This is a genomic window from Candidatus Trichorickettsia mobilis (assembly GCF_034366785.1).
GTDB classification, from domain to species: Bacteria; Pseudomonadota; Alphaproteobacteria; order Rickettsiales; family Rickettsiaceae; genus Trichorickettsia; species Trichorickettsia mobilis_A.
Genome location: NZ_CP112938.1, coordinates 1 through 16,134, shown reverse-complemented (window position 1 = coordinate 16,134; position 16,134 = coordinate 1). Strand labels below are relative to the sequence as shown.

The window sequence follows — 16,134 nt, the reverse complement described above, 5'->3', positions numbered from 1 at the left end:
AATATACTTAAATTTATTTAAGACATTTATAGCCGAAAGTATGCTATATGGAAATCATCATTATTAATATAATTCTATATAATTAGAAGAATTTCTAATTATATAGAGCCATTAAAGCTTTTTAAATCATCTAACCTTTGGGTTATGGCCTGTCTCAATTTCTCAGTTTCTAACCTTGGATCTTCAAACCAATCGGTTGACCAGATCCTATACAAATACCAACCTAATCCTTCTAAAATTTCTTGTCGCAATCGATCACGATCACGAGCTGAACGTGATGAATGGTAACCAGCTCCATCACATTCTATCCCCATTATAAAACCGTGCGGCCAGTCTGGATGCTTAACACCGATATCTATAGAAAATCCTTTAACACCAATCTGCGGAAAAGCCTCGCATCCAATAGACTTAATTTGCTCGATAACATGTTCCTCAAATTCCGAATCAGGTTCTTGCCTAGTGTAGTTACCACCTTCAAGTATACCGGATGCGGCATATTCTAACCAACACTTGAACATATAAACTCCAGGATTTCCATCTTTTTCAATTTGAATATCTGCAGCAGTCATAGAAGAAAAGGTTACAATTCTCTCTTTTGCTCTGGATAACAAAACATTCAAACGTCGTTTACCTGCTATACCGTTTATTGGCCCAAAACGTTGCATAACACGAGCATCTGCTTTTTCCGGTCCATAAACTGTACTTATAAAAATGACATCTCTTTCATCACCTTGCACATTTTCCAAATTTTTGATAAAAAATGGTTCTAACCCGTCTTTTTCTTGTTCCCATTTATCAATATATTCTTTTACATGTTGATGTTGCTCTCTAGCATACTCTATTTCTTCTTGAAGCAAATCACGTTGTTTTTTATTAAGCGATACCACTCCTAAAGATTTATCCGGGTCTTTTTTCATAAAATCAAGAATAGAATCAACTACTATCTTTGCTTCTTTAGGATTACTGCCGCAAGAATAGATACCATCTACTTTTGTATAATACACCCCCATTTTTGGACAATTATCTTGTGCAGCTGGAAAAACAACAAGATCTTCATTATAAACATGCTTATTAGAAAAAGATATAAGTCCCGGATGCTTTGAACGATAATGCCATCTGAGACGCCTTATTGGTTTAAATGAGAGGTTAGCCATCTCTAAAATTGATTCTTCTGTAACTTTGTAATCTTCATCCATTTCATCATCTTCTACCATCGTGCGAAAAAAACTAGTAGGAGATAGTTGGTTTGTATCACCAACTATCATAGCTTGTTTAGCACGAACTAACGCTACAATTGCATCTTCTGGCGGCATTTGTGAGCCTTCGTCAATAATTACCAAATCAAATTCGATGGCTTCTTTAGGTAAATATTGGGCTACGGCTAGTGGAGACATTAACCAGCATGGTTTTAATTCCAGCAAAGATGAAGTTGCTTTTTTTGTAATACTTCTAACTGGAAGATAGCGTTGTTTTTTAGATATTTCACTCTTTAGTAAAGCCATTTCCGTATAATCACTTTTTCTGCCATAACCGCACCCGCTAGGAGGGCAAGCTTGGTAAAAGAGCTTGCTTCGTAAACTCTGTCTTGATAATTCAATAATTTTACGATCCGCGTCTTGTAAATCTTTTCTTAAAAAGTTTAGAGTAGTACCATTATAAGCAGTAAGTATGTTACCATATTCAGCATAAACCTCTCGCACCATCTTATGCATTATCATAGCCTCAACAACATTACACAGACTATTATTGACTTTTTTAGAAAAAAGTATCGCATCAATAAACGACTGATATCCTTCTGGGATGAGAGTATTCTTTATACCAAGAAATCTGGAGTAGGCAATCAACCCACTTTTATCTTTTGCAGCAAGTCTCATAAATTCAGCAAATTCAATATAAGATTTATCTCTCAACCATTCTTCAGGTGATGTTTCTGTTTTTTCTGATAAATCTTGTAAAGAAGAATAAGCTTTATGATTTAAGTCTACAATCTCTGATATAATTAACTTTAATTCTTCCAATACTCCCCTTTTCATACAGTATAAAAAGAAGTTTTTATCAGATTCATTTAATTTGATAAGGCTCTGAGCAAGCAATAAACTCGCTTGCAATCTATCCTCATTTGTCTCCTCTGCCTGAAATGAATCAGTAAGAATATCTTCCAAATCTTTATTGTTTCTTAAGACCTCTTTTGTTCGTAATAAATGTTCAAACCCTGTACAGAGGTCAATAATTTCCTCTCTCATAGTTTCTTCTGGTTTTACAAGTATTACCTTAAGCTCTTGCAAGTACTTAATGTCAGCTTTACATTCTTCAACAGTTTGTTCAAAACAGTTTACATGCTGTTCTATATCTGCCAGTTTTAAATTAGATATTTCTTGGCTAATATATTTATATTCTGTTATTTGTAAGCTTTGAATTTGGTGGATATTTTCATATTTTAGAAAATTATTTAGTTCTAAATAATCTTGTCTAGAGAACATTTGATCAACACTCTGAAAGAAATCTATCGCTTCTTGAACAGAATAAAAATCAGTATCAATTCCATCAAAATGTAATCCTAGAATGTTTTTAAGTGTCTCATTCTCTAAGTAATTTTTTAAATCTACGACCCACTGGCTTAAATCTTTTAGCTTGCCTACACTATCTGATTTATCAAAATTATTACTTTTAACCACTGATCGGTAGAATTTTTGTGCTTTTCTGTAATTAGAATTTAAAAAAGAAAAAGTATGAGAATTAGATAAAATAGAAGCATGTTTTGCTATTATTTCTGATCCGGGCAAAGAATCCAAAATAAAACAGTCGTTAAGAGAATCTCTACGTTCTCTTAACGCTAAGCCTTTCTTTACCTGGTTAGCAATAAATATTTGAAAAGATATATCGTTCAGTTTTTCATGTCGGAATACTAAAGCCGTCCTAGAAAATCCTGAAAGAAGCTCGATAACTTTAAATAGATCAAAAATTGAAATATTCAAAAATATTTCTGATATTTTTAGCACATGATGAGATATACATTTAACTGTAATAATATCATCCAATAATTTTTTATTTTTAGTAACCACTTCTTGTAAGACTTGATCATGTAATGAATTTATTTCATATTTATGCAATAATTGCTTGATTAATTTCAATTTCTCTAAAGTACACGTGTTTAATTCACCATTAACGTGCTGTAAAATCTTATCTCTATTTGTCCTCCATGATTCTGCAGTGTTTAAATAGTTCTTAACTATTTCAATCTTTTCCACAGATGCAAGTTTTGTTGCAACTTCTATATCACTATGTGATATAAAGCTAGGTAAAGCTTTAATAATTTGCTCAATCTCTTTTAGAGTTTCTACTTTTATTGAATGATCAGCTTTAAAACTAAGTAATCGTTGCCGTATTTCTGATAGCTCAAAAAATAACTTCCCTGTTTCTTCTGCACATGCGATAAGTTCATCTGCCATAAAACGGTCAATATTCGGTAGTCTTATAATATGCCAATAGTCAGGATTATTTAATGCCTCAAGCCATGCATCTTCGATCTGTTTGCACTTAGATAAAATGTGGTGCAAATCATTTTTGTTCTTTATATCTGGTATGTAATATTTTTTAATATTTTTGTCTAAATTATCAATAATGTCGTTAAACTTAATACTACAACCCAGAATATGATGAATAGTAAAATCAGTTGTGCCATAAGTTGTAGATAGCGTATCTACATAATACTTCAACTTATCCCTTGCTTCTTTAAATCGTTTTATTTCATGATCTAACTCACTAGAATTAAGACATGGATCCATCTCAATTCTATCTCTAATAGATGAAATTACCACCTCTTTACTTGCACGATTTGCTTCCAACGTTAATAAGAAATTACCAAGTCCAAAAGCTTCTAATCTAGATCTAACTACTGCAAGTGCAGCGGATTTTTCAGCTACAAATAACACTTTCTTACCAGTAGCAAGTACAGAAGCAATGGTGTTTACAATAGTTTGAGATTTTCCTGTTCCAGGCGGTCCTTCAACTGCCAAATTTTTTCCGTTGACTATATCAACAATTGTACTAAATTGTGAGGCATCAGCATCGGTAATAAGGTATGGTACCCTATTCTCTATTTCTGGTTCATCTACGTTATATTCTTCAGCAAAAGGAGGAAGTGTGCTATATTGTAAGTTTGATCCACCAAGCAAGCTTGAAACAATAGAGTGGCTAGTAAAGTCATAGCTATTTGTGTCTAGGTCATTATACATTGCAAGTCGCGCAGAAGGAAATACACCAATTGTTACCCAACGCCTTATATTCCAAGTTATATCCTTTGGTTTTTGTTTTGCCAAATCTTTGAAATACTCTTCTAATTGCCCTGTGTATTCTGGTAGTATTATACTAAGCTCTGATCTTAATTTTTCTGCTAGAATTTTATTTTCTTGTGGTTCTGCTTCATCACAGCCAACCCAGAATTCTTGCCCATTCTTAGTTCTTTTTCTTTCAAGCCTTAATGGAATTAAGATTAAAGGAGAAAATAAAGTAGAACTATTATTTCCATCTTCCCACTCCAAAAACCCAAAAGCAATATGCAAAACGCTGATACCAGTCTCCTCTTTCCAACTGTTTTCTTTTGTCAAAAGAGCATTTAATCGCCTTTCTAAAACATCAGGTAAAAGAAGGGTTTGTATATCTTGATTAATTTGAGCCTTGCCTTCAAAAGGTAGTTCATAATTAGTAGATATTCCATGATTTTTAGCATGCTGTTGCAGCGATAAGTTATTTTTTGTTTGCCGCAATGGCATATTCAGTTTTTGCCGCAACCTATCTTTTAATTGTCGCTCTGTTTGTGCTAAAAGCTCAGGAGCTTCATCTCTTTCATGGTTTATTGCTTCAAGCCCACTTAAATAACCTTCATCATTAATTCTTGCCTCAGTCAAAGCCTCTTGAAATTCTCTACTTTTCTCATCTTCAGGTTCCGTGCCTAAATCTGGTAGGGGAATAATTCTCATATTATTGTTTAATAGAGACTGAAACAACAACTCAGGTACACAATCAACTATACGTAAAAAAGAATTTGAACGATCAGAAAACCTGGTAGAGATTAATGGGTTTTTTCTAGTAAAATCAAGAAGTTTAAGGCGCAGGACTTCTATACGGTTATTGATTAATTTTTGAAAATCTGTCTTTAATGTAAGTTCTACACTATTATCTTCTAATTCCATGGATTTTTACTTTGTATTGTTTAGTGCTTTACTAAATTCTCACATTCAAAATTTAATTGCCTTAACAGCTGATAGCAAGTTAAAATATTGTTCATATTAATGATCAGTCTAATAGATAATACTCTACAATCTTTTTAGTAGTTGATAAAGTTGAGTTATATCTAGGTACAATAGAGCGTGATAATTATTTCTTTGATATTAAGCGATAATAACCTAAACAAAATTAAATCTTTATATGGTAACTCAACTCAGCGAGCCTTTTTAAAGAAGAGCTTAGAAATAAATTTGGGTAAGAAAGTTTGTTATTTTTTATTAATTATCTTTACTCCATTTTTTAGAAAATTCTTCTACAACATGCTCGTCTGTAAAATTTAAATAGATAGCAGTAGTTGCAAGTCTATCGTGTCCTAGTATTTTTTGCACCGTTGCGAGTGAAATATTCTTCTGCAGTGCAATTGTAGCAAAAGTATGTCTAAGAATATGAGGACTAACTGGTTTAGTTAACTTTGCTCTGTTAGCAATTTCCTTAACTATTTTTTGTACCTGCCTTGATCCTACCGGCCATTTATCATTGATAGCAAAATAATGTTCTAGTAAAGCTTGCACTCTCGGAGACATCGGCACTACTCGCTTTTTGGATTTTTTACCGTGAATACCGCCCTTACCTGTTATTCGTATAGACTTTTGCTGCCAAAGTATGTTTTCTGGAGTTAAGCTACATAATTCTGACACACGTAGCCCTGTTTCGAGTAAAGTCCAAATAATTAATTTTTCTTGTGAAGTTTTACATTCCCCGCATAATTTATCTACCTCTTTATTAGTAAGAGGTTCTCTAATGAATTGATAGGCCATAAATTGTAAAATTTCCAATAAGTTCGCTTTTGCTTTATTTTAACGAAAATAATTCGTATTTAGTTAGAGGATAGAGTAAATGGAGTAAATTGTCTATAAGCAAGGTATTATATGATATTAGAGAAGTTTTGTTGATGTTTTTTACGTTTGTGGTCAGAAGGGTTAGTTCGCGATATGGGGCGGAAGACGAATTTTTGCTGATCTTTTACTAATCCTATTAAAGTCCTACTATTCTAGAATTTGAAATAGTATATTATTATTATCTTATGTAATGTCTCAGAAACTTAAATTACCGTGGAACTTTTTATAAAGTCTATTGACATTAGTTTTAGAACAGGTTTTCTTGCTTATTACTTAGCAAAATAGAGTTTTATTTTGGAACGGCTAAATCCTGTGTTTCTGGAATTACGTCAAATAACAAATAAAAAGTTGTAACTAATGACTGCTAAGTATAAAGACGAATTAAATATCAATTGGCCACCAAAAGAAATAATTACAGCACTACAAAATTCGCAGTTATTAATTTTTTGTGGAGCTGGCATTTCTCAGGGATGTGATTTGCCTGGTTTTCGCGATTTGGTCTCTGATATTGCTAAGAAAGTGGCTAAAGAAGAATCTAAAGGTGATATATTTTGTGATAATGTACTTGAGGGATTAATAAAAAAGGAAAGGTTTGATTTAGCAATTTTTTACTTAGAGGACAGGTTAACCTTGATAGATCATCAATAATTAAGTACTTAAAAGATGATTTTGGAAGCAAATTTAATGATTATTTAGAAAAATGTAAAAGCAGCACCGGCCACGGTGAAAGTGATCCTTTAAAGCACCATAAAACAATACTTAATCTCGCACGCATAAAAAATAGTAACAATAAAATAAGACTAGTAACCACAAACTTTGACAATTTGTTCGAATTAGCGCAGCGTGAACTAAAGATAGATGAAAAAGCTTCTATAATTCCTCATTCAGCTACACCATATAGATGGTCTGGACTTATAAAAATACACGGCTCTTTGCAATACAATGAAACAGACTTAAAGTATAATCAAAATGATCATAGTGAAGAACTAGTGCTATCTTCAGCAGATTTTGGTAGAGCCTATCTAAAAGAAGCCTATGCTGCAAGATTCATTACAGAACTATTCAATCATTTTAATGTGCTATTTATTGGATATAGCCTCAGCGACCCAGTGTTAAAGTATATTGTTGATGCTTATGCTGTTGATATAAAAAACGATAATAAAAACGCTAAAAAGGCTTACATTTTGTTACCAGAATCAAATAATAAGAATGAGGGTTTATATCTAAGTGGAGTTACAGTATTCAATTACTCGAACAAAGAAGGTGATCATAAAGGACTTTATGATCACCTAAATATTTTAACCGAAATAAATTCAAACCTATATGAAAAGAATGAAAAAATTAGACAGCTAAAAAAGTATACTGATGATCAAGATCAACAGGCGCTTTTAGAAATGCATTTTGCCACTGATCCAAAAATTATATCATTTTTCTTTAAATGGGACAGCAAAAAACCTGAGACTATAGCAGATATTAAGTGGCTAGAGCATTTTGCAACAAAAAAGATGGGGCTGCCTGTAATTAACGAAGATTCTACTTCTATAGAATCCATCGACACTCACCTCTTAATATCTGGTTGGTTATGTCAACACATATACAAACCTGAATTGATAGATTGGATATTCAAGAATAACGGTATTCTACATCCTATATTACATGCAAGATTGTCTCAAGAATTAGGCAATTATACAGATAGTCCGTACTATGATATAATTTCTCTATTACTAAATAACATTGTCTATAAAAATAATAATAGAAATATTTTGAATGGATTAAATAATGAGATCAGAAAATTAAAATCTATACCTATTGGGTTAAAATTAAGAATATTAGACGCGCTAAAGCCGCAAATAATTATTAAATATAATAATTATCAAAAAATAAAACATGAAAAGCCTCAAGATTTTCTTAGAATGATGTGTTTAGAAATAAATTCTTATGCCATTAAAGAACTTAACAAATCATTGACAGATGCAGATATGATTGCTGATGTTGCTCAAGAATTAGTTATTTTATTAAAACAATATTGTGATATTGCAGTCTTGCTTAATCCTGATAACTATAAACCTTATAATGTAATGTCTCATATTAGCAATGACGATGATCAAGCTAACATGCGGTACCAGCTTAGTTGTCTAGTACAATTATTACGCAATAGTACGAAATCTTTGATAACAAAAAACTCACATAAAGGATTATCCTTGGTAGAAACGATGTTAGATGACGGAATTAATAATAATTCTTATGCCGTATTTATTCGACTTTCTTTGTACTTATTAAGTGATAATACAGAAAGTGCGGATCAAAGAATCGCATTACTATGGCGATATAGACAAGGTTGGTTTTATGAAATAGACTGCAAGCAAGAAGCTGGTGATTTTGTAAAGAATATTTGGCCTAACCTTAGTCATGAGTGGCAAGAGAAATTTTGGAATGCGATACGTGAAGATATTAAAAATTCTATTTCCAATAAAACTAATATAGCAAAGGATATATGCCACAGAATATCTTGGGTAGGAGCGCAACCAGATATACCTGAAGATATCAAGAAGTTTCTTTTAAACAACTCTTATGAAGCAGACTCTGATATCTTTAGAGATACTAATTACCAGAAATGTAAGAGTGTTGTATATCCCGATATTTATAACAAGGAAGTGGATTATAATGAATTCATAGGATATAACGTAGAGCAACATATCGCCTTATTAAATGAAGCAAAAGACGTTAACGATCGCTTTTATCAACCTAATAATTCTTCTGTATTATGGAATCAATGGGTAGGTAAAGATTTTAACTCAGCTTTCCAAAAATTAATAGAAATTACAGAAAAAGAGTTTTATCAAAAAGCGTGGAACTACTTAATACAAGGTATTAATCTTGAAAATGAAAATCTTGATCTTCTACAATTTATCACTACACTAGATTCCTTCGATAGTAAAAATTTAAAATTACTGACCAATAATGTAGCTTCATTATTAAGTCGTCTTAATAAAGATAAAACACCAACTATCTGTGAAGATACATTTATTAGTCTATTTTATAAACTTCTTCCTTACACTGTAGAAACTAACTTAGTTAATCATGATAGTACTTTTTCATTTAGTGATAAACAACAGCTAAGATATTATGAAGACGCCCTTAATCATCCATATGGAAACATCGCTATTGCTTTGATCGAGTTTATGATTAATAAAAGCGGCGGTAAAGGGAGTAATGTACCTCAATCTTTTATTAGTTACTTCAACAACTTATTGAAAGCGGCCAAAGATAAAGAGTGTATAATTTATGCAAATACAATTTTGACAAATAATTTGTATAATCTGTACGTACTAATACCGCAATGGACTGAAGAAAATGTTATACCTTTACTAGAGTGGTTACCTTCAAATAAAGAAAAAGCGTATAATACCTATCAATATTGGTACTCTTACCTTTTGGATTTAAATTTAACAGAAGAACTAGCTAAAAAAATTGCTCAAGCTTTAAAAGATTTACTTAAGACTGAAAATTTAGAATTGTTTGATGATTGCTATATAAAAGAACGATTAATCGATCTAACTCTCTTTATGTATAAAAAAAAGCATATTGAAATATCAGATATAGCATCTTATTTACAAAAGTACAAGAAAGATGTCCTTGACGTTATTAACAAAAACAATATTAACTTGCAAGATTATGATTTTTACAAAAAAGTTACAAATTATTTAAATTTATCTAAAGATAAAAGTAGTAAAGAATTTAAAATAATATCTCCTATACTAGCTCAAATTTTTGTTAAGCTCTTAATTTCTGATGTTAATTGCTCTGTTATTAACCAAAAAGACTGGGAAGAATACTGGAGTAATTACTTTGATTATATAAATCACACACATTGTATTTACGAGATAATCCAAAATGGTGAAAGTAAAAAAACAAACCTAAATATTATAGTTTTGTTACAATTTTTACATCAGATAACTGATCCTTCAGACTTATCATTAGAATATAGTAGTTTAAAAGAAATACTAGACGATATATTAAAGGTAGATGAGACGGCGGTTGATAATAATGATTATAAAAATTTACGCGCGTACGTGAGTAATTGATAACTCCGACTAAAGATTCAAGAACTAAATTGCACGGAATAAATTTTAATGATGATGTTCTTTAGTATCCGTAAAACCTCTTGCTTACTATTTCCGCACAAGTAGCAAAAAGCGGCATGTTTTTCGTATGAGTTTTTAGCTCTTTTTTTGTCTGATTTTACCCATCACCCTGCCCTGTTGAAAAACACTTGTTTTCTGGACTAGTTAGTTATTATATCAAATAAATCAGCATAAGCCTTGTGATAAAAGATCTAGCAAGTTATAGAAAGTCCGTGTTGTATACAACATATGTTGCGTATAACTAAATTCTGCAAATGTTAACTATAACTTTAGCTTGGTTTTTACTAACCTAAAACGGTTATCTGAGTTAAGAAAATTTACGATATCTGAGCGCATAGCATTCATGTCACCATGAATGCATAAGTGCGCATTTCTAAAATGAAATGAATTTGATTATGTCTTGTTTTAATAATTTATTGTGATAATTTCTAAATTAATGCGTGATGCACTTGAAATGTAGGTGTTTAATTAACTTAAATGTAGTTGCTTGATCTACGCAAGCAAACAGCTATACTTAGAGGTATTTTTATGATAAGTAGGTTTAGTTTAATATTATTTACTGCTTTGTTTTTGTTTGGGTGTGCTTCTTATAGTAAAACTGAAAAAGAATTTAATATTACAAATGTTGATAAAGAAAAATATCACAGTTTATTATTAGAATATTCTAATTTAAAAACTCCTCAAGAGTTTTCTAATTTTTTAAAAAATCCTTTGAAAAACAAAATGTTTAAAGATTATAGTTCATTCATTTCAAAATTAACAAATCAAAAAGAAGCATTAGATTTTTTAGGTGGACCTTCAAAAAAGATTATAGTTGAATTGTGCTATAATCCACAAATTGATAAAAAGTTTTATGAATTAAATGAATATTGGCAATGGGAAAAACCTGTGAAAATTAACATTCTTTTTGATAAAGAAGGTAAAAAAAATAACAAAATTCAAATTCCAACATTTTTAAACAAAGAAGAAATAATTAATTTTTAAAGCAATAAAAAATAAGTATTGTAAGATATGAAATCAATAAATGAAAATTATACAACCCCACAATTAAACATACTAAAAACTGAAAAAACTAAATTAATTAACAAAGAATTTTTTAGTAGTAAAAAAGTAGATATTATTGATTTACAACATCGAAATTATGCTAAATCTGATAATATAATTAAAATATTTGATTTATCTAATAACCAACAAACGCATTTAATTTATTCAACATTAGAAAATAAAGTTTCTGCCAATATTGTAATTAAAAATGGGAATGTTTTTAATGTACATACAGAAAATTTACCTAAAGAGTTGAAGCAAATAAATTCAACAGAAGTTTTTAACAAATTTCTTGAAAACGTTAGTATTCAAGTAAGTATTTTAAGTGATAACGAACCTAAAATTTATATTAGACAAAAATGTTACGGCGGTGGTGGAACTCAAAGTACAGGAGGAGGTTCTCGTGGTGATCGTACAGATAGTAGCACAAATAAAACAGATAATAACAAAGATAGATGTATACCTTTAGGACTTACTGGTAATATATTATGTCGTCCAAATTCTGAATGTCCTGACGGATACTCAAAAGTTCCGGGTGGTTCTGGTATTACAGTGTGTACGCCTGAAGGACAAGGTGTAAGCTCTGGTGATAGTTATGGAGGATATAACAGCAAAGGTTATCCTGTTGGTAGCGGTAGTGGTGGAGTTTATGGTTACGGCGTTTATCGTGATGACGATAGTGCTGATAGTTATGGTATTAAAAGTGACTACACTCCTGATTATAGTAATAAACTTTACAAAGGGGAATACGGCTTATTAGGAAAACTAGATGCTCAAGGAGTAACTGGGCACGGATATACTCCTCGTACACAAGAAGCACATGTTTATGATCATAACGATACTTTAATTAAAATTCCAGTTTCTCCTAAGCGTATGGCTGTGTGGTTAAATGATTTGAAAAATAATCTAGGTAGATTTGAAACTACTTTTTACGATAAAAAATGTGGTCAAGGCCTTCTTATGATCCTTATATGAAACGCATATAACTAGTTAAATTACAAGTACTGACCAAATCCGACATGAACTGCTATTTTCTTCAATTCCAACCCTAGGTTACATTTTTTTCTAAAAATAGCAAGGCTACTTTCGTGTCTTGTTTTTCCCTCGCTCAAACTCTCTAAATTTTGTTATTAAATCAGGTACCGTCAAGTTGTTGAAAGAGTTGTAACGCAATATTATATTTTAAAATTCCTGAGCGAAGTGAGGTAAGATATGATAGAACGTTATAAAGGCTATAGGTACCCAAAGTCTGTCATTGGTTTTGCAGTAAGGTATTATTTCAGGTATAAGCTTAGCTTAAGAGACCTAAGCGAACTGCTACTAGATAGAGGGATCGAGGTAAGTTACGGGCTATACGGAATTGGATTGATGTTTGAGGAGTAGTTTATGCGCAAGCAATAAGAAAACGTAAAGGGGTACCGTCAAGTTGTTTAGAAATCTTACAATTTAGCAGGAATTTTTGTCTTAGAGCCCCGATGGTATCGTTCAGAATATTAACTAAATTTTGCTATTCTCAAACAACTTGACGGTACCCATAAAGTATTACCTAACAGTATAGTATTAGGGCAGGGTTAAAGAGCTAAACTTTTACAAAATAAAGGTGAATATTATGAAGCCAGAAAAAAAGAAAACCTGGAAGATAAACATCCTACCATAGATCCGAAACCAGAAGCCATCGATCCATTACCAAGAAAAACTCTCTCTAGAGAAAAACCAGAAGTTTACGATCCTCCAATAATACCAGAAAAATCGTAAGAGTAGGTTAATACCACAAACCTATCTATGGAATCGGAAAGTAGACTGCACTGTCTGCTATATACTGATTTACGATTTAGTACACAGGTTGTTAAAGCATTTTTTGACTGTCTACAATGTTATAATTTAATGTACACAAGGCTTAGATTCAAACAACATATTTAAATGTGAGTCAGTTCTTTCAAAATAGATAGTTGTTCCTTCGGAAATTTTAAATCAACAATCAATAAGCGCTATGCGCTATTTTCTTCTATTTTTGTAATCCTGTAGCTCTTAGTCCGAAGAAAAAGACGAACTTAAAATAATGAAAAATATTTACTTATAGGTTATTTATTCACAAAAAATTAACCCTTAGGTTGTATACATAATACATGTACTTATTATGTCTCAGTACTTATCACATTAAGATCGGAGAAATTGTTATCAATTTCTAGATCACTCTCAACAAAGCTATTGGATTCCTAGGTAGCCGGTAGCTTTGACTAATATTACATTTTTGTACATTAATTATTATAAACACTTCATTCTATTATCCCTTAAATGTAGGCTATTTCATTTATAAATTATAAATTATACTTTGTAAGTTACAACATTTACCAGTTAGTTATTCTTAATTCTATTGACAATGTTTAATATAATTTATAAATTACCATTTATAAATTATAATTAATAAGGACAATATGACAGGTTACGTTATTACTCTTGCTACAAGTAAGGGTGGAGCTGGTAAATCAACTTTAGCCAGAAATATTGCAGCTCATTGGTTAAATATCGGAATGAAGGTAGCTATAATAGATGCAGACCCTCAAGGAAGCATAATAAATAGGCACAATCCTAATGGAGAATTAAGTAGTCTTATGGTAATAGCAGAACCAGAAGAAAGCGTAGCTTCTGTTATTGATGAATTAAAAAGAGAGTATAATTATGTGATAGTCGATACAGGTGGTTTTAGAAATAGAACAACTGTTAGAGCTTTGGTAGCTAGCAATTTAGCATTGATTCCATTAAAGCCTTCAGCTGACGACGTGGCTGGTGCACTAGAAACCCATAATTTAATTAAAGAATTAAATAAAACACCAGAACGTATCTCCAATCCTATTAAATATAGAATGATAATAACTATGAGTCAGCAAAATACTGTCATTGCAAGACATGTAAGAGCAGAACTAGAACAGTTGGGATATTTACTATTAAAATCAGAAATGTATCATAGAGTTGCTTACCCTGAATCAGCAATAAATGGATCTTCTCCTTGTGTTTCAGACCCAGATGGGCCAGCAGCACGAGATATAAATCAAATTATAAAAGAATTAGTTGATTATTTATAATTTATAAGTTATAAATTATAAATTATAATGAAATTATATTATATGAGCAGTAAACAATTAAATTCTATTTTAAACTTGTTACCTTCAGCTACAGCAGAAGGAGAAAAACAGCAACTAGTAAAGCAACAAGCAGCTTTTTCACCATCTAATATAGCTCCAAATAATAAAATTTTTGAAGATACCGAACGCATAGTAGCAGTCATACCTAGCACACTTAAGGAAGAAATAAAGCATTATATAAAATCTCATAAAGGAGAAACTGAACGTATTGTAATATTAAAAGCTCTAAAATTGATGGGGTTTAATGTTCCTAACGAATGGTTAATAGATAAAAGAACCACAAGATGAGTTCGAATAGTTGCGTTACAATTTTATAACAAAGCATTTCTTAAAAAGTATGTAGTATTAAGTTATAAATTATAATTTATAACTTAATACTACATCTTATCTTTACTTGTCTAAATTTAGTAGTTATCTCTGCTAATATATTTGCATACTGTCTACAATAATCCCTGCAACACCTTTAATAATAGAAACTAATAATAATATTAACAGCAGATAATATGTTTATTATAAATTATAACTTGTAAGTTATAACTATTTTGTGGACATTTTTTTGTTATGCAGAAATAAATCAGATGTAAGAAAACATTACTACACTTACTGAAACACAAAAAAACTTATTTACACTTTTGAAAAAAAATGTTATCCCTTACTTAGTATCTATTTGTTTATTAAAATATAGAATATAACGTGGCTATAAAAAAAGAAGACGCTCAAGCTTTCACTGTAAAATTCCCCAAAAGCTTAGTTGAAGAAATAGATCAAATATGCGCTACTCATTATATAACTAGAACATCTTGGCTTATAAAAGCTGCTAGAGAACTTTTAGAAAAAGAAAGAGTAGAACGCACAGAAGAAATAATTGCTAAAATAGCTAATCAAGAAAACAAAAAATGAAAAAGAAAAAATAAAAGGTGCTAAATTCAAAAAAACTTAGCACCAAGTATAGATGAAAAATATTGCCTGCCAGCTTATATTTTTATCATAATAACAATATCATTTCCTTGGTAAAAGTCAAGTTTTTTGAATTTTAAGCTCCTAATTAAGGAGTAAAAAATGCAATTCTACTTTGATCCGTCTAGAGTAGAGCACACTATTAGCAATCATTCTGATAAAACCACTAGGGTTAATAAGAATGATTCTTATGTTTCTCTACCTGGATGTGTAATTAATCATATTCTTCAAAATCAAGATTTATCAAATCTTGAAAAGATATTTCATCTTCTTGCTGATAGTTTAGCATTAATCAATTTTTATTGTAATAAACAACGGGCTATCGCTTTAGCAGCTGATTCTTGGGCAAAAAAGCTTAATTGTTCGAGATCTCAAATTTTTACCATGCAAAAAAATTTGGCAGCTAAAGGCTATTTTATCCTCTATAAAGACAAAAATTCTTATGGTCAAAATAACCGTAATTTAATTTATCCCACTTTACCTGATAATGTCTTTGAACAGCTACGTACATCACCTGATCGCAGTGGAGAAGAACATTTACCTTATGTTGATACTAATGAATCTAAACGAGAATATCTTGATCGTAGCAAGTTATTTATTAGCATAAGCTATCAAACTCTCAAAGAACTGTGCACTCATAATCAACTTACGCCATTTCATAAACTAATCTGGTTGGATCTCTATACTCAATGCTATAAAAAATATATTGCTGCTAGAACA

General features: G+C 31.0%; 9 protein-coding genes and 1 pseudogene. 8 read left to right on the top strand and 2 right to left on the bottom strand.

What is annotated here, in order from left to right:
• Nucleotides 1–98: 98 nt before the first annotated feature.
• Both Trichorick_RS08025 and Trichorick_RS08020 read right to left on the bottom strand, forming a co-directional pair.
• Nucleotides 99–5,192, bottom strand: coding sequence for a DUF4011 domain-containing protein (locus Trichorick_RS08025; RefSeq protein ID WP_323739136.1), 5,094 nt, complete (start codon nucleotides 5,190–5,192; stop codon nucleotides 99–101).
• 312 nt (nucleotides 5,193–5,504) lie between these two features.
• Entirely contained in the window at nucleotides 5,505–6,044 is a 540-nt protein-coding gene (locus tag Trichorick_RS08020; RefSeq protein WP_323739135.1) for a tyrosine-type recombinase/integrase, read from the bottom strand.
• A 438-nt stretch (nucleotides 6,045–6,482) separates the two neighbouring features.
• Here Trichorick_RS08020 and Trichorick_RS08015 point away from each other — a divergent pair, with 438 nt between their 5' ends.
• From Trichorick_RS08015 to Trichorick_RS07980, 8 genes and pseudogenes are all read left to right on the top strand, one after another.
• Nucleotides 6,483–6,773: a hypothetical protein gene (locus tag Trichorick_RS08015; RefSeq protein ID WP_323739134.1), complete on the top strand. Its 291-nt coding sequence runs from the start codon at nucleotides 6,483–6,485 to the stop codon at nucleotides 6,771–6,773.
• Nucleotides 6,770–10,210 carry an SIR2 family protein gene (locus Trichorick_RS08010; protein WP_323739150.1) on the top strand — a complete coding sequence of 1,147 codons (3,441 nt, stop codon included), beginning with the start codon at nucleotides 6,770–6,772 and terminating at the stop codon, nucleotides 10,208–10,210. Before Trichorick_RS08015 ends, Trichorick_RS08010 begins: the two co-directional genes overlap by 4 nt.
• 588 nt (nucleotides 10,211–10,798) lie before the next feature.
• Nucleotides 10,799–11,254, top strand: coding sequence for a hypothetical protein (locus tag Trichorick_RS08005; RefSeq protein ID WP_323739133.1), 456 nt, complete (start codon nucleotides 10,799–10,801; stop codon nucleotides 11,252–11,254).
• 27 nt (nucleotides 11,255–11,281) lie between these two features.
• A complete protein-coding gene (locus Trichorick_RS08000; protein ID WP_323739132.1) occupies nucleotides 11,282–12,289 on the top strand; it encodes a hypothetical protein in 1,008 nt (335 codons plus the stop codon).
• Between the two features lie 1,460 nt (nucleotides 12,290–13,749).
• Entirely contained in the window at nucleotides 13,750–14,397 is a 648-nt protein-coding gene (locus tag Trichorick_RS07995) for a ParA family protein (RefSeq protein WP_323739131.1), read from the top strand.
• A 42-nt stretch (nucleotides 14,398–14,439) separates the two neighbouring features.
• A complete protein-coding gene (locus Trichorick_RS07990) occupies nucleotides 14,440–14,745 on the top strand; it encodes a hypothetical protein (RefSeq protein ID WP_323739130.1) in 306 nt (101 codons plus the stop codon).
• A 405-nt stretch (nucleotides 14,746–15,150) separates the two neighbouring features.
• On the top strand, nucleotides 15,151–15,357 hold the full coding sequence (locus Trichorick_RS07985; RefSeq protein ID WP_323739129.1) for a ribbon-helix-helix domain-containing protein: 207 nt from the start codon (nucleotides 15,151–15,153) through the stop codon (nucleotides 15,355–15,357).
• Nucleotides 15,358–15,516: 159 nt separating this feature from the next.
• A pseudogene (locus Trichorick_RS07980) lies at nucleotides 15,517–16,134 on the top strand (chromosomal replication initiator DnaA); the annotation flags it as partial.